General features: G+C 63.4%; 26 protein-coding genes and 1 tRNA gene. 7 read left to right on the top strand and 20 right to left on the bottom strand.

Annotation, left to right across the window (positions count from 1 at the left end; translation table 11 throughout):
• Positions 1-183: 183 nt before the first annotated feature.
• The 9 genes from OOT33_RS04885 to tkt all read right to left on the bottom strand — a co-directional run bounded on the left by OOT33_RS04885 (position 184) and on the right by tkt (position 8,580).
• Positions 184-474: a hypothetical protein gene (locus OOT33_RS04885; RefSeq protein ID WP_307748884.1), complete on the bottom strand. Its 291-nt coding sequence runs from the start codon at positions 472-474 to the stop codon at positions 184-186.
• Positions 471-674, bottom strand: a complete 204-nt coding sequence (locus OOT33_RS04890) for a hypothetical protein (protein WP_307748885.1) — start codon at positions 672-674, stop codon at positions 471-473. The genes OOT33_RS04885 and OOT33_RS04890 overlap by 4 nt, the downstream gene beginning before the upstream one ends.
• A 184-nt stretch (positions 675-858) precedes the next feature.
• Positions 859-1,044, bottom strand: coding sequence for a helix-turn-helix domain-containing protein (locus OOT33_RS04895; protein ID WP_307748886.1), 186 nt, complete (start codon positions 1,042-1,044; stop codon positions 859-861).
• A 572-nt stretch (positions 1,045-1,616) separates the two neighbouring features.
• Entirely contained in the window at positions 1,617-1,850 is a 234-nt protein-coding gene (locus OOT33_RS04900) for a hypothetical protein (protein WP_307748887.1), read from the bottom strand.
• Positions 1,847-3,091 carry an integrase arm-type DNA-binding domain-containing protein gene (locus OOT33_RS04905; protein WP_307748888.1) on the bottom strand — a complete coding sequence of 415 codons (1,245 nt, stop codon included), beginning with the start codon at positions 3,089-3,091 and terminating at the stop codon, positions 1,847-1,849. Before OOT33_RS04905 ends, OOT33_RS04900 begins: the two co-directional genes overlap by 4 nt.
• Positions 3,092-3,342: 251 nt before the next feature.
• Positions 3,343-4,248 (bottom strand): fructose bisphosphate aldolase, encoded by a 906-nt coding sequence (locus tag OOT33_RS04910; protein WP_307748889.1) that lies wholly within the window; start codon positions 4,246-4,248, stop codon positions 3,343-3,345.
• Positions 4,249-4,306: 58 nt separating this feature from the next.
• On the bottom strand, positions 4,307-5,470 hold the full coding sequence (gene pgk / locus OOT33_RS04915; protein ID WP_307749303.1) for a phosphoglycerate kinase: 1,164 nt from the start codon (positions 5,468-5,470) through the stop codon (positions 4,307-4,309).
• A 95-nt stretch (positions 5,471-5,565) separates the two neighbouring features.
• Complete coding sequence (gene gap / locus OOT33_RS04920; RefSeq protein WP_307748890.1) at positions 5,566-6,576, bottom strand: type I glyceraldehyde-3-phosphate dehydrogenase; 1,011 nt, start codon at positions 6,574-6,576, stop codon at positions 5,566-5,568.
• 33 nt (positions 6,577-6,609) lie between these two features.
• Positions 6,610-8,580, bottom strand: coding sequence for a transketolase (tkt, locus tag OOT33_RS04925; protein ID WP_307748891.1), 1,971 nt, complete (start codon positions 8,578-8,580; stop codon positions 6,610-6,612).
• 194 nt (positions 8,581-8,774) lie between these two features.
• Here tkt and OOT33_RS04930 point away from each other — a divergent pair, with 194 nt between their 5' ends.
• From OOT33_RS04930 to OOT33_RS04950, 5 genes are all read left to right on the top strand, one after another.
• Positions 8,775-8,963 (top strand): hypothetical protein, encoded by a 189-nt coding sequence (locus OOT33_RS04930; protein WP_307748892.1) that lies wholly within the window; start codon positions 8,775-8,777, stop codon positions 8,961-8,963.
• Positions 8,956-9,303 carry a cell division protein ZapA gene (locus tag OOT33_RS04935; protein WP_307748893.1) on the top strand — a complete coding sequence of 116 codons (348 nt, stop codon included), beginning with the start codon at positions 8,956-8,958 and terminating at the stop codon, positions 9,301-9,303. Before OOT33_RS04930 ends, OOT33_RS04935 begins: the two co-directional genes overlap by 8 nt.
• A gap of 317 nt (positions 9,304-9,620) precedes the next feature.
• Positions 9,621-10,196, top strand: a complete 576-nt coding sequence (locus OOT33_RS04940; RefSeq protein WP_307748894.1) for a 5-formyltetrahydrofolate cyclo-ligase — start codon at positions 9,621-9,623, stop codon at positions 10,194-10,196.
• Positions 10,193-10,417, top strand: coding sequence for a DUF2842 domain-containing protein (locus OOT33_RS04945; protein WP_307748895.1), 225 nt, complete (start codon positions 10,193-10,195; stop codon positions 10,415-10,417). The genes OOT33_RS04940 and OOT33_RS04945 overlap by 4 nt, the downstream gene beginning before the upstream one ends.
• A gap of 79 nt (positions 10,418-10,496) precedes the next feature.
• Positions 10,497-10,573, top strand: a tRNA-Asp gene (locus OOT33_RS04950).
• 88 nt (positions 10,574-10,661) lie between these two features.
• Here the strand turns inward: OOT33_RS04950 and OOT33_RS04955 are convergent.
• The 5 genes from OOT33_RS04955 to glmM form a co-directional block, all read right to left on the bottom strand.
• Positions 10,662-11,798, bottom strand: coding sequence for a DNA methyltransferase (locus tag OOT33_RS04955; RefSeq protein WP_307748896.1), 1,137 nt, complete (start codon positions 11,796-11,798; stop codon positions 10,662-10,664).
• A gap of 212 nt (positions 11,799-12,010) precedes the next feature.
• Entirely contained in the window at positions 12,011-12,592 is a 582-nt protein-coding gene (locus OOT33_RS04960; protein WP_307748897.1) for a ribonuclease HII, read from the bottom strand.
• Positions 12,589-13,341: a bifunctional hydroxymethylpyrimidine kinase/phosphomethylpyrimidine kinase gene (gene thiD / locus OOT33_RS04965; protein ID WP_307748898.1), complete on the bottom strand. Its 753-nt coding sequence runs from the start codon at positions 13,339-13,341 to the stop codon at positions 12,589-12,591. Before thiD ends, OOT33_RS04960 begins: the two co-directional genes overlap by 4 nt.
• The gene (locus OOT33_RS04970; protein WP_307748899.1) at positions 13,338-13,562 is read right to left on the bottom strand and encodes a DUF1272 domain-containing protein; all 225 of its coding nucleotides are present in this window, start codon (positions 13,560-13,562) and stop codon (positions 13,338-13,340) included. The genes thiD and OOT33_RS04970 overlap by 4 nt, the downstream gene beginning before the upstream one ends.
• Positions 13,562-14,905 carry a phosphoglucosamine mutase gene (glmM, locus tag OOT33_RS04975; protein ID WP_307748900.1) on the bottom strand — a complete coding sequence of 448 codons (1,344 nt, stop codon included), beginning with the start codon at positions 14,903-14,905 and terminating at the stop codon, positions 13,562-13,564. The genes OOT33_RS04970 and glmM overlap by 1 nt, the downstream gene beginning before the upstream one ends.
• A gap of 121 nt (positions 14,906-15,026) precedes the next feature.
• On the opposite strand from glmM, the gene OOT33_RS04980 reads away from it, so the two are divergent.
• Complete coding sequence (locus OOT33_RS04980) at positions 15,027-16,259, top strand: cation:dicarboxylate symporter family transporter (RefSeq protein ID WP_307748901.1); 1,233 nt, start codon at positions 15,027-15,029, stop codon at positions 16,257-16,259.
• On the opposite strand, the gene OOT33_RS04985 is transcribed toward OOT33_RS04980, so the two are convergent.
• Positions 16,246-17,766 carry an oligopeptide:H+ symporter gene (locus OOT33_RS04985; protein WP_307748902.1) on the bottom strand — a complete coding sequence of 507 codons (1,521 nt, stop codon included), beginning with the start codon at positions 17,764-17,766 and terminating at the stop codon, positions 16,246-16,248. The two genes, OOT33_RS04980 and OOT33_RS04985, sit on opposite strands and share 14 nt — an antisense overlap.
• A 128-nt stretch (positions 17,767-17,894) precedes the next feature.
• Here OOT33_RS04985 and OOT33_RS04990 point away from each other — a divergent pair, with 128 nt between their 5' ends.
• On the top strand, positions 17,895-18,482 hold the full coding sequence (locus tag OOT33_RS04990; RefSeq protein WP_307748903.1) for a nitroreductase family protein: 588 nt from the start codon (positions 17,895-17,897) through the stop codon (positions 18,480-18,482).
• Between the two features lie 57 nt (positions 18,483-18,539).
• Here OOT33_RS04990 and rplS read toward each other — a convergent pair whose 3' ends face one another.
• From rplS to OOT33_RS05015, 5 genes are read right to left on the bottom strand one after another with little or no spacing between them, the layout of a single operon-like run.
• Positions 18,540-18,911 (bottom strand): 50S ribosomal protein L19, encoded by a 372-nt coding sequence (gene rplS, locus OOT33_RS04995; RefSeq protein WP_307748904.1) that lies wholly within the window; start codon positions 18,909-18,911, stop codon positions 18,540-18,542.
• Between the two features lie 41 nt (positions 18,912-18,952).
• Positions 18,953-19,756 (bottom strand): tRNA (guanosine(37)-N1)-methyltransferase TrmD, encoded by an 804-nt coding sequence (gene trmD, locus OOT33_RS05000; protein ID WP_307748905.1) that lies wholly within the window; start codon positions 19,754-19,756, stop codon positions 18,953-18,955.
• Complete coding sequence (locus tag OOT33_RS05005; protein ID WP_307748906.1) at positions 19,753-20,076, bottom strand: hypothetical protein; 324 nt, start codon at positions 20,074-20,076, stop codon at positions 19,753-19,755. The genes trmD and OOT33_RS05005 overlap by 4 nt, the downstream gene beginning before the upstream one ends.
• Complete coding sequence (locus OOT33_RS05010; RefSeq protein ID WP_307748907.1) at positions 20,076-20,453, bottom strand: PIN domain-containing protein; 378 nt, start codon at positions 20,451-20,453, stop codon at positions 20,076-20,078. Before OOT33_RS05010 ends, OOT33_RS05005 begins: the two co-directional genes overlap by 1 nt.
• Positions 20,450-20,719 carry an AbrB/MazE/SpoVT family DNA-binding domain-containing protein gene (locus tag OOT33_RS05015; RefSeq protein ID WP_307748908.1) on the bottom strand — a complete coding sequence of 90 codons (270 nt, stop codon included), beginning with the start codon at positions 20,717-20,719 and terminating at the stop codon, positions 20,450-20,452. Before OOT33_RS05015 ends, OOT33_RS05010 begins: the two co-directional genes overlap by 4 nt.
• Between the last annotated feature and the right edge of the window lie 7 nt (positions 20,720-20,726).

Consider the following 20,726-nt stretch of genomic DNA (forward strand, 5'->3'; position numbering starts at 1 on the left):
CTGCCACACCAGAGGTAAGGTAATTAATCGCAAGCGCCGTGCCAGTTCGGACAATCGGCGGATTTGCGGGCGACTGTGGCTGGAGCGGTGCAATTGAAACTTCACCGAAACCGCGATCCCGGTGAAGTTTCAAAGCGCCGCCATGCCGGGCGCTATTGTGCGGCTTGGGCATGGCGGCAGCGATCACGCGGCAATCCAGACAATGGCCCGCTTGCCGGTGCTGTTCGGCCTGCGCTGCCCGCTGTCACGGATAAGCCCCTTGCGCCGCAACTCGCTGGTGCGGGGCTGGATGGACCAGCGGTCCATATCGAGCCGCGCCGCCAGTTCATCGGCGGTAAGGCCATGCGCGCCAGCATCGCGGATTGCGCCCTCCGCCATGCGCTGGAGCCGCCCCAGCTTGGGCGCTATGGCGTCGGCAGCGGCAATCGAGGTTTCCACATTCCGGTGCCCCGCTGCATCGGAATAGGCACTCATTTCGCGCCTCCCTGTGCCATCGGCGGCAAACTCGCGCGGTCCAGCAGCTTCGCAAGCCAATCGGCCTGCGCTTCGCTCATGGGCGTGGAATCGACGGCAAGCTGGCCAAGGAATTGCCCGGCCTTGCGGCTGAGCCTGTGATTGCCGTTGAGCAGGGCAAGCGCCGCTGCCCGGTGATCGGGAAAGGGCCGCTCAGTCATTGCAGCCCTCCCCAAAGCAGAGCCGCGCCATATCCCGCGCCATCCAAGGCGACAGGCAGAAACGGGCCGCAAGCATTTGCGCCCGCCAGTCCGATGCGGTAGATGAGGGATGCAACCAGCCGCCAAGTTGATTGCGCGAAGCCCCGGCCTGCCCGCCGGGGTTTTGCATTTGTGCTGCCATCGCTCATGCCCCCGCCTGATAGGTCGGAAGGCTGGCCAGATAGGTTTCGAGATCGGCAAACGAGATCAACGTGCGCCGCCCGGCCTTGCGAGCCTTGAGATCGCCGCGCTTCAACGCCTCATAGATTGAGGTGCGCGACATGCCCGAAAACTGCACGGCCTCGGGCAAGGTGCCGTATGCTTTTGTCATGGGAAATTCCCTGTGCTGCTTTGCCGCGATAAGTGCGGACGCACAGGGGTTTAGACTTGTCCGATTAGTCGCTTGTCGAAGTGCCTAAAATTCAAGTTTCGGTGGAATCCTGCGACTCTCGCTCAAAGCGACGATATGCTTGCCACAGGTTATCGACCGCTGATTCGGACAGCCCCGATAAACTGGCGACTTCGGCGATAATTCGTTTGCGCGTGCCCCTTCGCGGCTTTGTTGAGACTGTAACCAACCGTGGAGCCGCGCCAAGGTAGTTGCCGCTTTCGTCGCTAAAGGGGGTGCCAGCGCGATCATGGAGGAATGCCTCTATGTCGCCCCTGTGATCGTCATAACCATCGCCTGCGAGCCATGCCTTGCGTTGCGACACAGGGATTGCTTGAGCGCCTTCCTGAAGCGCCCGTATGTTGTCGGCATGGGGAAGGCGGGAAAGGCCCGCTTCAATGGCCAGCTTGGATTCTCCGCGCCAGCGCGTTTCGCAATCCTGGCCTATGGTCAACATCTGCCAAAAGTCATGTTTTCGTGGGCGTCCTGCCCCAGAGCGAGCGCCGCCGTGCCCACTATTCTTGCTTGGCTTTGGCACGGCTTTTCCGCTTCGGCTGGAGTTTCACAACTTCCGCATCCGGCGCACAACATACCTGCCAAGCATCCTGCATCACGGCTTGCCGAAACCTAAGCGCCACATGGGCGGGAAGGTGGAAGCGAAAGGCATCGCCGCCAGATTTGAACGTCACCAGCATGTGCCCGGTAGTGGCCTCAACCGCCGTTTCATCAATGTAGAAAATGCCGTTCATGCCGCCGCTCCCCGGATTGGCGAAACCTTGGCACCAGCCGCGCCGTCGCTGGCGCAATAGGTTGCCCAATCGGCCATGAGCCGCCGCCGCTTGTCGAATAGATCGCCGCGCCGGTAAGCCGCTTCGGACTTGTTGCCGATCACATGGGCCAGCGCCATTTCGCAAACTTCATGGGCATAGCCAGTGCATTCGGCTGCCCAATCGCGGAAGCCCGAACGGAAGCCGTGAACGGTGCATTCCAGCTTCATGCGGCGAAGCAACATTGACATGGCCATTGTGGACAGCTTGCCACCCTTGTCGGCTGGAAACAGGCTGGCCTTGCCGAGCGGTTTCACGGTCTCCAGAATCTCGACAGCGCGCGGCGACAGGGGAATGCGATGCTCCTTGCCCGCCTTCATGCGAGACGCTGGCACGGTCCAGATTGCCTTGTCCAAATCGACTTCGGCCCAAGTTGCCCCCAGCACTTCGCTGGTGCGCGTGGCGGTCAGAATGACAAACTCCAGCGCCAGTGCCGCCATTGCCTCCCGCTCCCGCAGTTTCACCATGAACGCCGGTATAGACTCATATGGCATGGCCTTGTGATGGCCGCGCGTAAGCCGGGAACGGGCTGGCAGGATTTGTGCGATATGGCCGCGCCAGCGGGCAGGGTTTTCGCCCTCCCGGTATCCGCGCGCCTTCGCGGCATCGAGGACGGTTTCAATCCTGCCCCGGATGCGGCTGGCGGTTTCGGGCTTGTCCTGCCAGATCGGTTCAAGGATTTTCAGCACATGCGCCGTGCCAATTTCGGCAACCGGCAATTCGCCCATGACGGGATAGACGTAGCTGGCCAGCGTGTTGCGCCATTGCTGCCGGTGCTTGTTATTGCGCCAGCTCGCCTCATTCGCGCCGATATAAGCCTCTGCCACAGCCTTGAACGTCATTCCGGCAATCGCAGCCGCCTGAGCCGCTGCAAGCGCCTCTGTGGCCTCCCGCTGGCGTTCCTCCAGTGGATCAATCCCGGCTTTCACCTTGAGCCGCAAAGCATCGCGCGCCGTGCGGGCATCGGCAAGGGAAATGCCGCCTTGTCCAGCCGCACCCAAGCCAATGTCGCGCGACTTGCCCTTGAGCATGAAGCGATAGACCCATGACCGCGCGCCGGTTTCCTTCACCAGCAAATGCAGCCCGCCCCCGTCCGCATGGCGTCCCGGTTTCGCGTTCTTGACCGCCAAAGGCGTTAGGGCGTTGCTGAGCTTGCGCGGCATGGCTTGCGTCTCCGTTCCCAAATCCGTTCCCCGATAATACGCCGGTTTTATGGGAACGCAACCGGATAGAACGGGACGGGAACGGAGTTGGATAGAGCCTATTATCGCTTATTTTCCGTGCTTATTCTAATGCTGACGGATGCATCCGGACGCTAGTTTCGGGGACACCCTGTCCGCCAATTTCTGATCCCGGCACCCCACAAAAAAGGGCGGGATCGCCCGCCCTTCCCTGTTTGCTTTTCCGCTATCGCTTACGCCGGGCTGTGTGCCTTGGCGGTCGACGCCGCGTGGATCTCGTTGATTGCGCCGCCCAGCGAGCGGTTGAACTCGTCATCAGACATCTGGTGGCGCAAATCTTCGAGCAGCGCGCGGCTGAAGCTCGCGATGATGCCGCGGTTCTTCGCCAGCTCGATGCAGGCCTCCGGGCGCTTGAACCCGCCCGACAGCGCAACGACGCGCAATACCTTGGGGTGGTCGACCAGCGGATCGAACAGCCCCGGCTTGGTGGGGAGCGAGAGCTTGAGCATCACCTGCTGGCCCTCGGGCAGCGCATCGAGCGCTTTCAGCGTCTCTTCGAGCAGGATCTGGTCGCACTCGGCGCGGGTCTCGCTCTTGATGTTCACTTCCGGCTCGATGATCGGCATCATGCCGTGGGAGAGGACCTGGCGGCCCACCTCGAACTGCTGCTTGACCACGGCGGCGATGCCCTCGCGGTTGGCGGAATTGATGACCGAACGCTCCTTGGTGCCGAACACGCCGAGCGCCTTCGCACGGGTGAGCAGCGCGTCCAGTTCCGGCATCGGCTTCATCAGCTGCACGCCGTTGGCTTCGTCCTCCAGACCCTTGTCGATCTTGATGAAGGGGACGACGCCACGCTCGACCAGCGCTTGCGGTGTCGGCTTGCCGTCGACGGTACCATCCATGGTGCGCTCAAACAGGATCGCGCCGATCACCTTTTCGCCGGTGAAGCAGGGCGAGGTGATGATGCGGCTGCGCATCGCGTGGATCAGGCCGAACATCTCCTCGTCGCCGGAATAGGCGTCTTCCTCTATGCCATAGCCCTTCAGCGCCTTGGGGGTGGATCCGCCGCTCTGGTCTAGCGCGGCGATAAAGCCGTTGCCGTCGGCCATCTTGCTGGTCATTTCATCAAACTGCATCTGCACATGCTCCGCTTGCTGTGCCGGCCTCGGGCCAGCGTTGTGTCCCCAATTAGGATCAGTTCATTAACGCTTTGACACCCGGCAGCTCCTTGCCCTCCATCCATTCGAGGAAGGCACCGCCTGCGGTCGAAACAAAGCTGAAATCGGCGCCCACGCCCGCATGGTTGAGCGCGGCGACGGTATCCCCGCCCCCCGCCACCGAAGTGAGCGACCCTTCCTTGGTCAGCGCCGCCGCCGTCTGCGCGAGCGCGACCGTCGCCTTGTCAAACGGCGCGATCTCGAATGCGCCGAGCGGGCCGTTCCACACCAGTGTCTTGCAGGTCTTCAGCACGTCCGCCAGCGCTTCCACCGCCGCCGGGCCAACGTCGAGGATCATTTCGTCGGCGGCAACCTCATGTACGTTGCAGGTGCGCACCGAGGGCGGGTTCGCCGCAAACTCCTTCGCCACCACCACGTCATAGGGCAGATGGATCGTGCATCCTGCCGCATCCGCCGCGTCCATGATCTTCTCGGCAGTCTCGGCCAGATCATGCTCGCACAGCGACTTGCCGACATCGACCCCGCGCGCGGCAAGGAAGGTGTTCGCCATGCCACCGCCGATGATGAGATGATCGACCTTGGTGATGAGGTTGGTCAGCACATCGAGCTTGGAAGAGACCTTCGCCCCGCCGACCACCGCCGCAACCGGCTTTACCGGGCTGCCGAGCGCCGCCTGAAGCGCGTCCAGCTCCTTCTCCATCGAACGACCGGCAAAGGCCGGCAGCTTGTGCGCCAGCCCTTCGGTCGAGGCGTGGGCGCGGTGCGCGGCGGAGAAAGCGTCGTTGACGTACAGGTCACCCAGCGCCGCAAAGCGATCGATCACGGCAGGATCGTTCTTTTCCTCTCCGCCGAAAAAGCGGGTGTTTTCCAGCACCGCAATGTCGCCGGGCTGAAGGGCAGAGACTGCGGCAGCGTCCCCTTCCCAATCCACATAGCGCACTGCGCGGCCCAGCACGGCGGCAAATGCGTCCGTAACCTGATTGAGCGAAAACTCGGCGCTAGGCTGACCCTTGGGCCGCCCAAAGTGGGCGAGCACCAGCACGATCGCGCCCCGGTCAGACAGCTCGTTGACGGTCGGCATGGCCGCACGCAGGCGGGTATCGTCCGTCACCGCGCCATCCTTCATCGGCACGTTGAGGTCTTCGCGCACCAGCACCCGCTGGCCGCGGATCTCGCCCATGTCATCAAGTGTCTTGAAGGGTTTCACGTCACGCTTTCCATATCATGCAAAACCGCCCGCCGATCTGATGAAGGGCGGGCGGTCGGTTATTCGGATCAGAGGAACTTCGCCACCACACCCGAGGTGTCGATCATGCGGTTGGAGAAGCCCCATTCATTGTCGTACCAGCTGAGGACGCGGACGAGGTTGCCGTCGATCACGGCCGTCTCCAGGCTGTCCACGGTCGAGCTGCGCGGATCGGTGTTGTAGTCGATCGAGACCAGCGGCTCATCCGAATAGCCGAGCACGCCCTTCAATGGCCCATTCTCGGACGCTGCCTTCAGCAGGCCGTTCACCTCGTCCACGGTGGTCGAGCGCTTGGCGATGAACTTGAGGTCGACGACCGATACGTTCGGCGTCGGCACGCGGACGGACGAACCATCCAGCTTGCCCTTCAGCTCGGGCAGCACCTCACCCACCGCGCGGGCAGCACCGGTGGTGGTCGGGATCATCGAAACAGCGGCGGCGCGGGCGCGGCGCATGTCCTTGTGCAGTTGATCCAGGGTGTTCTGGTCGTTGGTATAGCTGTGGATCGTCGTCATGAAGCCCTTTTCGATGCCCACGGCGTCATGCAGCACCTTGGCGAGCGGGGCGAGGCAGTTGGTCGTGCAGCTGGCATTCGAGATGACGATGTCGTCGGCCGTCAGGCTCTCATGGTTGACGCCGAACACGATGGTCTTGTCTACGCCGGTTGCCGGAGCGGAGATGACGACGCGCTTGGCGCCAGCGGTGAGGTGGGCCGAAGCCTTCGCCTTGTCGGCAAAGATGCCGGTGCATTCGAGCGCGATCTGCACGCCGTTCGCCGCGTGGGGCAGGTTGGCGGGGTCGCGCTCGGCGGTCACCTGAATGCGCTTGCCGTTGATGATGAGGTCATTGCCGTCGACCTCGACCGTGCCGGCGAAATTGCCATGCACGCTGTCGCGCTTGAACAGCAGCGCGTTGGACTTGGCGTCGCCGAGGTCGTTGATGCTCACCAGCTCCAGATCATGGTCGGTGCGCGAAAGGATCGCGCGGGCGACAAGACGGCCGATGCGGCCAAAACCGTTGATTGCTACTTTGACAGCCACTGTTCTAGCTCCTGCTTGTTATTGCGTATTCATTCAGTCGTTAAGTGCCGCAACGATCTGCGGCGTGATCTTTTCCGCGGTCAGGCCGAAATGGTCATACAGCGCCTCGATGGGGGCAGACGCGCCGAACGTGTCTATGCCGAAGCGCAGGCCGTTGATCCCGGTGATGGCTTCCCAGCCGAAGGTCGTGCCCGCCTCGATCGAGACGCGCAGCACATGGTGCGGCAGAATCTCGTCACGATAGGTTTCCGGCTGCGCCATGAAGCGGCTCCACGACGGCATAGAGACGACATCCGCGCCGATGCCGTGCGTCTCCAGATTGAGCGCCACCTGCATCGCAATCTCGACCTCGGACCCGGTGGCGACGATCACCACCTTACGATCCTCCTCAGAGGAAAACAGTGTGTAGGCCCCGCGTGCGCAGCGGTTCTCGGCTGCTTCGGTGCGCAGTTGCGGCAGGTTCTGGCGGGTCAGCGCCAGCACCGAGGGGGTGTTTTCGTTGCGCAGCGCCAGCTCCCAGCACTCTGCCGTCTCGATCACGTCCGCCGGGCGGAACACCTCGAGATTGGGGATCATGCGCATAGACATCACATGCTCGATTGGCTGGTGCGTCGGGCCGTCCTCGCCCAGCCCGATGCTGTCATGCGTCAACACATAGACCACGCGCTGGCGCTGAATCGCGGACATGCGGATCGCGTTGCGGCAATAGTCTGAAAACACCAGAAACGTGCCGCCATAGGGAATGATGCCGCCATGCAGCGCCATGCCGTTCATCGCGGCAGACATGCCGAACTCGCGGATGCCGTAGTAGACATAGCGGCCGTCGTAGCTGTCAGGCCCAAAGGGCGCAGTCGCCTTGGTCTTGGTGTTGTTGGACCCGGTTAGGTCCGCCGAACCGCCAACCATTTCCGGCACGGCGGCAGTGAGCACTTCCAGCGCCATTTCAGAAGCCTTGCGGGTGGCGACCTTTTTCGGGTCTGCCATCAGGCCGTCGATATAGCCCTTGAGGCCAAGATCGCCCGTCGGCAGCTCACCCGCCATGCGGCGCTCGAACTCCGCCTTGTTGGCAGAAGCTGCAAGGCGCGCTTCCCAATCGGCACGGGCCGCATCGCCCCGCTCGCCTGCCTTTTCCCACTCGGCCTTGATGTCCGCCGGAATCTCGAACGGCGCATACGCCCAGCCCAGCTCGGCGCGCGCGGCGGCGATTTCATCTCCACCCAGCGGTGAGCCATGCACGCTGTGGCCGCCCTGCTTGTTCGGAGCGCCCTTGCCGATGATCGTACGGCAGGCGACAAGGCTCGGGCGCGGATCGGCGGCGGCTTCGGCAAGCGCGCGACGGATGTCGGCAAAGTCATGCCCGTCACAGCTCACCACATGCCAGCCGGTGGCAACATAGCGCGCCTTGATATCTTCGCTCGACGACATGCTTACGTCGCCGTCGATGGTGATGCGGTTGTCGTCCCACAGCACATTCAGGCGGCCAAGCTGCAGATGCCCGGCAAGGCCGATTGCCTCATGGTTGATGCCTTCCATCAGGCAGCCATCGCCCGCGATCACCCAGGTCCTGTGATCGACCAGCTCATCCCCGAACACACCGTTGAGGTGCCGTTCGGCCATCGCCATGCCGACGGCCATAGCCAGCCCCTGCCCCAGCGGCCCCGTGGTGCATTCCACGCCCGGCAGCTCGAAATTCTCCGGATGGCCCGCGCAGGGGCTATGCAGCTGGCGGAAATTGCGGATGTCCTCGATCGTCGGCCGTGCATAGCCGCTGAGGTGCAGCAGCGCATAGATGAGCATCGAGCCGTGCCCGGCCGACAGCACGAAACGGTCCCGATCCGCCCAGTGCGGGGCGGAAGCATCGAATTTCAGGAAATCACGAAACAGCACCGTGGCGACATCGGCCATACCCATGGGCATGCCGGGGTGGCCGCTATTGGCCGCCTGCACCGCATCCATGGCGAGCACCCGTATCGCGTTGGCCAGCGTCTGTTCGGAAATGCTCATCGGACGAATGCTTTCGTGCGCGGGGTTGGCGGGCGCGCCCGCGTAGATAGCGAGTCGCAGGCTTGCGCGGTTCCTTTGTCCCGCTATCCGTGAGTCGTCAACCGCGGCAACCATCATTTGCGCTGTTGTCCAGTTGGAAAAGGGTGCAATCTGGGTGCTTGTGCCGAGTTTAAAGATGTTGCTATGACCGGACCATGGCAGGCCAAACCCTCAATGATGCGCTAGACCGGCTCGATCGCGCGGTCGCAGGCGCGGAGACCGCGCTTCTCCGGCAACATGCAGACGTGCAGACCCGCGTTGCCCAGAAAGACGCCGCCATGCGTCAGGCAGTGGGGGAACTGGACGCACTCATCGCCTCCCTGGGCGGAGGGCGTGATGGCTGAAGTCACGCTGGACATAGCGGGCCGACACTATGACGTGCACTGCCGCGATGGCGAGGAAGGGCAGCTCCGCCGCCTCGCCGCCATCATCGACGAGAAAACCGCCGTCGCCCGGCGCGCTTCGCCGGGTCTCACCGAGGTACGCCAGCTGCTGTTTGCGGCGATCCTGCTGGCCGACGAGCTGCATGACCTGCGTGGACAAGGGAAGGCGCAGGGCGCGCTCGATCTTTCCCCCGGGCAGGGTGGTGTTGACGAACAGGCGGCCGCAGCACGGATAGAGGCTATCGCCGCGCGCCTCGAATCCCTCACGCAAAAGCTTGCAGGCGGGGCCAGCGCACCCTAAGTAGGTCAGTGGCGGGTACTGCCCGGCACGAGCCTTTGCGAACATCCCTGAGGCGATATCACATCCAAGGGGGCTGTCCCTGTGCGGGTCGTGGCCCGACATATATGGTCCCCACCTGACGTTGAGGCGTCAGAGGATATTCCGGCAAACGACCACGGCGGTCCCGCCAACCGCCATTCCGTTGATACGGGCCTGCAAAGCGCGATCTTCTGCGCTCCGGTGCTCACGTGCATTTGAGCACGCTGCGCTCCGGTGCTCGAACATCACACTTTTCGGCTCCGTCTGAACGGAATGCCAACATTTCGCCGGGGCACATTTTGAACGATCCTCAGAACAAATCCGCCCTGCGCCTGTCCGCTCGTGCCACGCGCGCGGCGTTCGTGGCGGGGCTGGACCAAATGGCTCACCGCCTCGCCTTTCGCGCGCTGCCCAGCCCCGTGCGCGCACTGCTGTCAGACCGGCGGATGATCGCGCTCTATGTCGCGATGAACGACGAAGCCCCCGCCTTGCGCCTGGCCGAGGCGCTGTTGGCAGAAGGCAAGGCATTATGCCTGCCGCGTACGGTGGACCGCAGGGGCACCATGGAGTTTCGCGCATGGGCGCCCGGCGATGCGCTGGAGGACGGGCCGTTCGGCACCCGACACCCTCCGGCTACCGCGCCCCTCTGCCACCCGGATGCAATCATCGCGCCCTTGCTGGCGTTTGATGAGCGGCTGATGCGGCTCGGCCAAGGTGGCGGCTATTATGACCGCGCCTTCGCCCGTTATGAAGGCGCGCTGCGCATCGGCCTCGGCTGGTCGGTGCAGCAGGTGGAGGAGGTGCCGTCCGATCCGTGGGACGTGCCGCTGCATCTTGTCATAACAGAGCGCAGCCTGATAGAGCCAGCCGCATGATCGGCGCCCCTCCACCGCCAAGCTGGCGCAAGCCAGCGGGTATGTTTGCGATACTTGCGCTCATCGCGCTCTGGGCTTTCGTCATCGGCAGCCTGTCCGAGCCTTTGGCCCGCCTTCCCGGTTGGGCGCAGATACCGATCTACGTGGTAAGCGGGATCGTCTGGATCATGCCCCTGAAGCCGCTTCTGCAATGGATGGAGACGGGGCGCTGGAAGGCCTGAAAGCCTTTCAGCAATAATTACGCGGCGGGTGTTGACAGCATCCTCCCCATCCGATAGCTGGCCCCTCCACACCTGATGCGCGGGTGTAGCTCAGTTGGTTAGAGCGCCGGCCTGTCACGCCGGAGGTCGCGGGTTCGAGCCCCGTCACTCGCGCCATATCCTGCGGTTTTTTACCGCAGAGACAGGGTAGCTCCCTCCCGCAATTTGTAGGAACCTGGCGCCGCCGCGCGACCGTTGGTTTGGCTCAGGGTTCCGTTGCCAGCAGATATGTCTGGCGCAACGTGTCGATTGGCTTCAGGCCATCTGCCGTGTCCACCTGCCAGAAGGTCCAGCCGTTGCAGCTTGGCGCGCCCTGCAGCTTTGCGCCCAGTCCGTGAATCGAGCCGCTCTGCCCGCCGCATTCCAGCGAACCGTCCGCGCGCACCACGGCCTTCCAGCGCCGTTTGCTATCGCACAGTGTCGCGCCGGGGGGCAGCATACCCGTCTCGACCAGCGTACCGAACGCGACCTTGGGGGCCTGGCGCGGCGTCTGCATGATCGCGACCGCGCTTTCATCGAGCGGCAGCGCCGCCTCGATCCGTTCCAGCGCCGCCTCGATATAGCTTTCCTCGCGCTCGATGCCGATCCATTTGCGACCCAGCCGCTTGGCGACCGCGCCGGTCGTCCCGGTGCCGAAGAAGGGATCGAGCACCACATCGCCCGGCTTTGTGCAGGCAAGCATCACGCGATACAGCAGGCTTTCCGGCTTCTGCGTCGGATGGACCTTTGTCCCGCCCTTTTTCAGCCGCTCCTGCCCGCCGCAAATGGGCAGCACCCAGTCGGACCGCATCTGCAGCTCATCGTTCAGCGTCTTCATCGCGCGATAGTTGAAGGTATATTTCGCCTTCTCGCTCTGGCTCGCCCAGATCAGCGTCTCATGGGCGTTGGTGAAGCGCGTGCCCTTGAAATTGGGCATCGGGTTCGCCTTGCGCCAGATGATGTCGTTGAGGATCCAGAAGCCCTGATCCTGCAGGCTCGCACCCACACGGAAGATATTGTGATAGCTGCCGATCACCCAGAGCGTGCCGGTGGGTTTCAGAATGCGCCGGGCTTCACGCAGCCAGTCGCGCGTGAAGGCGTCATAGGCGGCGAAGCTGTCAAACTTGTCCCACTCGTCGGTTACGGCATCGACATGGCTGCCATCGGGGCGGGAGAGGTCGCCGCCAAGCTGGAGGTTATAGGGCGGATCGGCGAAGATCATGTCGACGCAGGCATCCGGGAGTGCACGCATGGCGGCGATGCAGTCGCCCCGGATCAACCGATCGGTCTCGAGTACGACCTCCGGCACAGCGATTGCCACTGCCTTCGCCTTGCGCCTGTCGACCCGTTCCAACACACCCATATTTCATCCCCCGAAATCATTCAGAAGGCCTGCATGAATCCTCGGATTCCGTGCGTCAAGCTCGGTAAACTTGGTTAATTTTTCGTTATATCGCGCGTGGATGAGTCCGAACCGGGAACACGGCCAGATGTAGAGTCACGACGATTCGCGCGGACTCAACATATGGGGGTGTGGCGAAAAAGACTCAGCGCGCAGAGCCTTGCAAAATATTTTCAGAGCAGCTCCAGCTGCGCCACTGGCGCGAAGCTGCGGCGGTGTAGCGGGGTTGGTCCATGCTCGCGCAGCGCCGCGAGATGGTCGGCGGTGCCATAGCCTTTGTTGCGCTCCCACCCATAATGCGGGTGCACCCGCGCCGCCTCGCGCATCAGCGCGTCGCGATGCTCCTTGGCGACGATCGACGCAGCGGATATGCACGGCTCGATCGCGTCACCGCCGACAATCGCCCGCGCCTGCCAACGCCACTCAGGCCGCCGACCATGTGGCGTCAGATTGCCGTCCACCAGCACTTGCAGCGGGTCGCAGCCGATCTTGGCGCACAAACCCTCCACCGCCAGCGTCATCGCCAGCATCGTCGCGCCGAAGATGTTGAGCCGGTCGATCTCGGCGACATCAACCACGCCAACCGCCCAGTGGCACCGCCGCCTGATCGTCTCGGCAAGGGTCGCGCGTCGCGCTTCGGGAATTTTCTTGCTGTCGTCCAGCCCGGCGGGGCGCGGTTTGCACAGTATCACCGCCGCCGCAACCACCGGCCCGGCAAGAGGCCCCCTGCCCGCCTCGTCAACCCCGGCGATCATGAAAACCGCTCCGCCGGAAAGCCCATCGGGCCATGCCCCTGCCCCAACCCCGGCGCACAGGACAAGGCCGCACGGACATAGGCGCGCGCGCGGGCGATGGCATCGGGCAGGCTCATGCCCTGCGCCAGGCCCGTGGCAATGCCGGATGCCAGCGTGCAGCCGGTACCGTGCGTGTGGAGCGTATCGATCCGCGCGTCCTGCCAGAGCGTCTCCGCTCCATCAGCCGCAATCAGCCGGTCGGTAAGGAGGTCACTCGTCCCATGCCCGCCCTTCACCAGCAGCGCGCAGCCATGCGCCCGTACCGCATCCTCTCCGCCCAGCGCCGCCAGCTCTGGTAGATTGGGCGTGGTGAGCGTGGCAATGCACATCAGGCGGGTAAAGGCCGCGATGGTATCGCTATCCGCCAGCGCGGAGCCGCTCGTCGCCACCATCACCGGATCGAACACGATGGGCACGCCCGCAAGCCGCTCTAGCTCCCCCGCCACCGCCTGCGCCGTCGCTGCCGAGCCGATCATGCCGATCTTCACAGCGTCTACGCCAATGTCGGACAGCACGGCATTCATCTGTGCCACCACCATCTCCGTCGGCACCGGATGAACCGCGTCAACCCCCAGCGTATTCTGAGCCGTGATGGCGGTGATGGCCGTCATCGCATGCCCGCCCAGCGCGGAGACGGCCTTGATATCCGCCTGTATGCCCGCCCCGCCGCCGCTGTCAGACCCGGCGATGATGAGGACGCGGGCGATCATATCTTGTGATAGCGTGTGGTGGATGCCGGGTTTGCGGCAAGTGCCTTGCCAGTGCGCGTGGGCCTGTCGAGCAGTTCCCCGCCGCAATTGGGGCATCGGTCATCCAGCGCCTCGGCGCATTCGGCGCAAAATGTGCACTCGAACGAACAGATGAACGCCCCGCCCGCATCCGCCGGAAGATCGACGCCGCAGCGTTCGCAATCCGGCCGCATTTCCAGCATCAGGCCGCGACCCGCGCGACTTCAGCACAGATGCGCTCGACCACATCCTTAACCTGATCTGCGCTGTCGCCTTCGGCCATCACGCGGATGACAGGCTCCGTGCCCGAGGGACGGATAACAAGCCTGCCGCTGCCGTTCAGCTCCGCCTCCGCCTGCGCGATGACACGCTGCACATCGGCATGATCCAGCGGCCTGCCGCCCGCGAAGCGCACGTTCTTCAGCAGCTGGGGCACCTTGTCGAACTGATGCATCAGCTCGCTCGCCCGTTTGCCGGACCGCACCAGCGCGGCCAACACCTGCAGCGCGGCGATGGTCCCATCGCCCGTCGTTGCATAATCGGTCAGGATCATATGGCCGGATTGCTCGCCGCCAACATTATACCCACCGCTGCGCATCGCCTCGAGCACGTAGCGGTCCCCAACCTTGGTGCGCAGCAGGTTGATGCCACGCGCCGAGAGAAACCGCTCCAGCCCGAGGTTTGACATCACGGTAGCGACCAGCCCGCCGCCTGAGAGCCGCCCCTCCTCCGCCCAGCGCGAAGCGATCAGCGCCATGATCTGGTCGCCATCGACAATCTGGCCCTTCTCATCAACGATGATCAGCCGGTCCGCGTCGCCATCGAGCGCGATCCCAATATCCGCGCCGGCAGATACTACCGTCTCCTGCAACAGCATCGGCGAAGTGGACCCGCATTGGTCGTTGATGTTGAGGCCATCGGGCGTCACGCCGATTGCAATCACTTCTGCGCCGAGTTCCCAAAGGGCTGAGGGCGCGACCTGATAGGCGGCACCGTTCGCGCAATCGACGACGATGCGCAGGCCATCCAGCCGCAGGTCGGCGGGAAAGCTCGATTTTACCGCATGGATATAGCGCCCGCGTGCATCCTCCACTCGCCGCGCCCGGCCAATGTCTCGCGGTTCCGCCAGCGCAATCTCCTCCCCCAACAGCGCCTCGATCTTCGCCTCGTCCTCGTCAGACAGCTTGTAGCCGTCCGGCCCGAACAGCTTGATGCCGTTGTCGTGAAACGGATTGTGGCTCGCCGAAATCATCACGCCCAGGTCCGCGCGCATCGATTGAGCCAGCAGCGCCACTGCGGGCGTAGGGATCGGCCCGAACTGCACCACATCCATGCCCACGCTCGTGAAGCCCGCTACCAGCGCGTTTTCCACCATATAGCCCGAGAGCCGCGTATCCTTGCCGATGACAACGCGATGGCGGTGGCTGCCGCGCAGGAAATGCTTGCCCGCCGCCATGCCGACCTTCATCGCCAGCTCGGCGGTCATCGGCCACTGGTTGGTGCGCCCGCGTATGCCGTCCGTCCCGAAAAATGTGCGCCCGCTCAAAAGTCCCGCCTCACGCTGGTTTCGTTCAGCCCCGGCCTTAGCGAAAAGCGGCTCCCAAGAAAAGCTTTGCGGAGCGGGGATCGGGCGGCATAACCAGCGGTTCAACGCGCAAGGAACGCCTATGGCTCGAACATTGCTCATCCTTGCCAGCCTGATTGTCGGGCTATCCCTCGGCATGGCGATGGGCAACCATGCCGCCGGTGGGCGAGAGGCCGCCGAGATTGTCGGCACGATCTGGCTGAATGCCTTGCGCATGACGGTGCTGCCCCTCGCGGTCGCACTGCTCATTACTGGCATCGTGAAGACGGCGCAGACCGCGAGCTCTGGTAGGCTGGCGGCAAGGAGCATCGGCTGGATGCTGGCGTTGCTCGTCCTTTCAACCTGCATCGGCGCATTGCTGATCCCGGCGATGCTCCGCCTGTTTCCGGTGCCAGAGCAAGCCAGCATGGCGCTGCAGGCCGGCATGGCGGGGTTGGGCCACGTCACGGCGCCGCAACCGAGCGACTTTTTCCTCTCCATCGTCCCCACCAACATCATTGCCGCTGCTGTGGATGATGCGATGTTACCGGTGATCCTGTTCTCGCTGCTGCTTGCGTTCGCGCTCCTGCGTGTGCCCCAACAGCAACGCGCGCCGGTCACGGACTTTTTCGAGGGACTGTCCGCCGCGATCATCATCATGATCGGGTGGATATTGTGGCTGGCGCCGCTCGGCGTGTTCGCGCTTGCCTATGGGCTGGGCGCACGAAGCGGGGCAGCGGCGTTCGGCGGCCTTGCGCATTATGTGCTGATACTGGTGACGACCGGAGCGGTCATCTGGCTGGGCGCTATGCTGCTCGCGCTCGTGGGTGCGCACGTCGGCCCGGCACGGTTCCTGCGCGCATCGATCCCGGCGCAAGCGGTGGCGCTCTCCACCCAGTCATCATTGGCATCCCTGCCAGCGATGCTGGAAGGTGTCGATGCGCTGGGCGTGCGGCGCGAGACTGCGGATGTCGTATTGCCCATTGCCGTAACGATATTTCGTGTCACCAGCCCGGCGTTCAACCTCGGCGTCGCGCTTTACGTCGCGGCGTGGGCGGGCATCGCGCTGACCCCGTGGCAGATAGGCATAGGCGTGGGCGTCGCGACGCTGACGACACTCGGCTCGGTCAGCCTGCCCGGCTCCGTGAGCTTCATCGGATCGATCGGGCCGATCTGCCTCGCCATGGGCCTGCCGATCGAGCCGTTGGGCCTGCTCGTGGCGATAGAGAGCTTCCCTGACCTGATGCGCACGCTGGGCAACGTGACGATGGACATGGCTCTCACCGCGACGATCGATCGGCGTGAGGGTGGGAACGCGGAGGTCAGGCTTCCTTGAGCTTGTCGAGGTGCATCAGCCGCTTGACGAAAGGCGCTACCAGCACCACCAAGCCGCCCACGACAATGCCGAACCAGCCGACGGAGCTGTACACCTCCAACGTCGCCAGCGCAGGATCGGCGCTCGCCGCGCTCTTTGCCCCGATATTGGCGGCGATCAGACCGGCGATGAAATCTCCCGCCGCAGTGGCCAGGAACCACACGCCCATCATCAGCCCCAGCATCCGCGGCAGCGATAGCTTGGACATGGCGGAAAGCCCCACCGGCGAAAGACACAGCTCGCCCATCGTGTGCAGCGCATAAATGACGAAGATGAAGAACACCGGTGTCGGATTGTCCAGCCCCGCCCAATGCGCCCCCCATACCAGCGCGAGGAACCCGAGCCCGACCTGAATCAGCGCCAGCCCGAACTTGGCGGGCGTCGATGGCTCTCTGCCGCGCTTGCCCAGCCACACCCACAGTCCGGCAAACATCGGAGCGAGCAGGACCACGAACATCGAGTTGACGGACTGGAACACCGAGGCGGGCACCTCCCAGCCCAATATATGCCGGTCCACATGTCTGTCGGTGAACAGGTTGAGCGAAGACCCTGCCTGCTCGAACAGCCCCCAGAACAGTGGGTTGAGCGCCAGCAGGAACAGCGCCGCCAGCATCCTGTCGCGGTCGATCCGCTCCATCCGCGCGAACGCCTCCCACAACAGATAGGGCACCGTCAGCACGCCACAGGCAATCAACAGCCAGCCGACCGCATCATGATTGCCCACCAGCCAGGCCACACCCAGAACAGACAGCACCGCGCCGCCATAGATGATCCACTCGCGCGTCAGCGGGCCGACGACGCGCTCGGTCAGCACCTCCGGCTGCGCAGGCTCGCCTTTTCCGAGCAGCAACGGCTTGCCCAGCACGAACACGACAATGCCGAGCAACATGCCCGCCGCCGCAGCGCCAAACCCCCATGACCAGCCGACCGTCTCGCCCAATATGCCGCAGGCTATCGGCCCCAATATCCCGCCCAGATTGATGCCCATGTAGAAGATCGTATAGGCGGGGTCGCGGCGCACGTCGTCACGCGGGTAGAGTTGGCCCACGATGGCGGAAATGTTTGCTTTCAGGAATCCCGTGCCGACGATGATGAACGCCAGCGCCGTCCAGAAGGCATTGAGCGCGACCGCATCCTGCCCGCCGCCACCTTCCACGCCGAGCAGCAGGTGCCCGATAGCGATCAATATACCGCCGAACAAAACCGCCTTCCGCTGCCCCAGATAATGGTCGGCCAGCCACCCACCCACCACCGGAGTGATATAGACGAGGCTGGTATAGGCGCCATAGACATAGCCCGATTGCTCGTCCGACATCAGGAAATGCTTGGTGAGATACAGCACCAGCAGCGCGCGCATGCCATAATAGGAAAAGCGCTCCCACATCTCAGCGAAAAAGAGGATGAACAGCCCCTTGGGATGGCCGAGCAGGGTTCCGTGCGTGTTACCCTGTGGTGCCGTGGTGGCCATGCTTGCTCCTGTGGTCTGTGATCTGTGGGCGGGTGCTCGCCGCCAGACTAGCCGAAATCGCGGGGCTGTGAAGCGCCAAAGCGCTGCGGGCCTTGCCTCAATCCGCTCTTTGTCGCAGATGCGCTTTCATGTTCAACGACACCTCCTCCCCCCTCGCCCTCCTCAAGACCCGCCGTTCCGGCAAACCGCGAGAGCTCATCGCCCCCGGCCCGGATGATGCGCAACTGCGAACCATGCTGGAGATAGCGAGCCGCACCCCCGATCACGGCAAGCTGTTCCCGTGGCGCTTCGTGATCGTGCGGCCCGATCAGCGCGATGCGCTCGCCGCGCTGCTGGAAAGCGCTTATCTGGCCGAGAAGCCCGAGGCGGGAAAGCTCGAGATCGCGGCCATGCACGAGTTCGCGCATCAGGCGCCGTGCCTTGTCGTGGTGCTCTACAGCCCCAAGCCTGAGAGCCACATCCCGTTATGGGAACAGGAACTGTCGGCAGGCGCTGCGGCGATGAACCTGCTCCACGCCGCCCATGCCAGCGGCTTTGCTGGCGGCTGGCTCACCGCCTGGCCCGCTTACTCCAACGCGGTGAGGGATGCCTTCGGTTCCGCGCCTGAGAAGATTGCGGGGTTCGTGTTCATCGGCACGCCGGGCAAAGAAATGTCCGAGCGCCCCCGTCCCGATTATGAAGCCGTCGTCTCAACCTGGCAACCGCCCCAGGCATAAGAAAAGGCCCGCTCCAGCGAGGAAGCGAGCCTTCTAAACGCGATAGGGTTTGCGTTATCAGCCCTCGGTCGGGCGATTGTCGCGACGCTCGGCGATGCGGGCGCGCTTGCCGGTGCGGCCACGCAGATAATAGAGCTTGGCGCGACGCACGACGCCCTTGCGCACCACGGTGATGCTGTCGATATTCGGGCTGTAGAGCGGGAAGACGCGCTCGACGCCCTCGCCAAAGCTCATCTTGCGGACGGTGAAGTTGCTGCCCATGCCCTTGTTGGAGCGGGCGATGCAGACGCCTTCATAGTTCTGAATACGGGTGCGCTCACCCTCAACCACCTTCACACCGATGCGCAGCGTGTCGCCTGCGCGAAATTCGGGGATGGTCTTGCCTGCCTTGGCGATTTCCTCGGCTTCGATCTGTTCGATGAGGTTCATAGCCTCTTTTCCTTCGTCTGTCGTCGCGCGCCAGAGGCAGGTCAGTCCCGAACGCCCCTGTGGCGCTCCCAAAGGTCCGGCCTGCGTAACCGTGTGTCATCCTCCGCCATTTGTTTCCGCCAGGCGGCGATTTTCGCATGATCCCCCGATCGCAACACTTCAGGGATCGCGCGCCCTTCCCACTCAGCGGGCCGGGTATAGTGCGGATATTCGAGGAGGCCGCTTTCGAAGCTTTCCTCGACTCCGCTGGAAGGCGCGCCCATTACCCCGGGAAGCAGGCGAATGCAAGCGTCGAGGATGGTAAGCGCCGCCATCTCGCCGCCGGAAAGGATGATGTCGGTTAGCGAGACCTGCTCGATCTGCGGGCGGGCCTCGAACAGCCGCTCGTCAAACCCCTCGAACCGGCCGCACAAGATGGTGACGCCGGGCCCGGCGGCGATCTCGCGAATGCGCTCCTGCGTGATCGGCTTGCCACGCGGCGTCATCGCGAGGATGGGGACTCTAACTAGTTCGTCATCCCCGCGAAAGCGGGGATCCAGAATCTTTGGTCCGGCGCTTTCCGCTCTGGATTCCCGCCTTCGCGGGAATGACGAGAGCAGGCCAAGCATCCGCCGCTCCGCCTCATCCACCGCCGCGCTGAGCACATCGCACCGCAGCACCATCCCCGCCCCACCACCCGCAGGGGTGTCATCAACGGTGCGGTGCTTGTCGGCTGCAAAATCGCGGATCTGGATCGGATCGCAGGACCATATCCCCTGTTCCAGCGCCCGCCCCGCGAGCGACACGCCCAACGGCCCGGGGAACATCTCCGGATAGAGGGTGAGAATTTGGGCGACGAAGGTCATGAACTTGATTTTCGCTTAACCAACACATTGGCCGAAAGCCATCCTAACCACCAGCCGACGGTACCGATCAATATAAGCACTACGCCAATGATCACTCGTCCTTGAGGGTTCTCATCAACATCCAAAGGCACAGAAAATTCAATCACGAGTAATAATATGCAGAACAGCGGCAGTGGCCCCGCAGACCAGTTAACGACATCCCGATCTTCCATATTTGGCCGGTAGCGCTTCAATATTTGGACACAAATGCATGATGCCACGGAAACGAAAGCCAATGGCAGCAAACTGAATAGGACTGAGAAACCGATCAACTCTGCCATCACACCGCCCAATTCTCTGTCTTCAGCCCCGGCACATCGGCAAAGTCTTCCTCGTTATTCGTCACCACGATCGCGCCGATGCTGAGCGCGTGGGCAGCTAGAAGGCGGTCGAAACGGGCGCGCTTGAACGGCAGGCGCGCATATTCCCGCGCCGCCGCCTCGTCGAAATCGACAATCGGGATCACACTTATGAAAGCGTCCAGCACTTCGGGCGGAGGCGGTTTACCCCTGCGCGTGCCGTAAGCCACCTCCGCATAGCTGATTGCGGAAATGCCCACTTCGCCCACTTCGCATTCCGCCAACCGAGCCTTCAGGCCATCATTTCCAACGTCCATCGCGTAGACAGCAATATTGGCGTCAACCAGATATCGGATCACGCCAATCCTGCCGCCTTGCGCGCCGCGATTGTGCTCGGCCGCTCTTCAAAGTCCTCGCGCGGCGCCATTTTGATACCCGGAGCCTTCCCCGCGAAACCGCTGATGTCGATCTTCTTCGGCGCGGCATCGACCGGAAACGCCGTGAAGCTCCCCTGCTGCTCCCGCAGGATCATCTCGGTGCCTTCCTTGATGCCCAGCGCCTTCGGCAGACGCAGCGCCACCGAGTTACCCGACTTGAACACCTTGGCCCTATATTCCTCGCTCATCGCATGC

Source organism: Sphingobium sp. DEHP117 (assembly GCF_030867385.1).
In the GTDB taxonomy this organism is placed as follows: Bacteria; Pseudomonadota; Alphaproteobacteria; order Sphingomonadales; family Sphingomonadaceae; genus Sphingobium.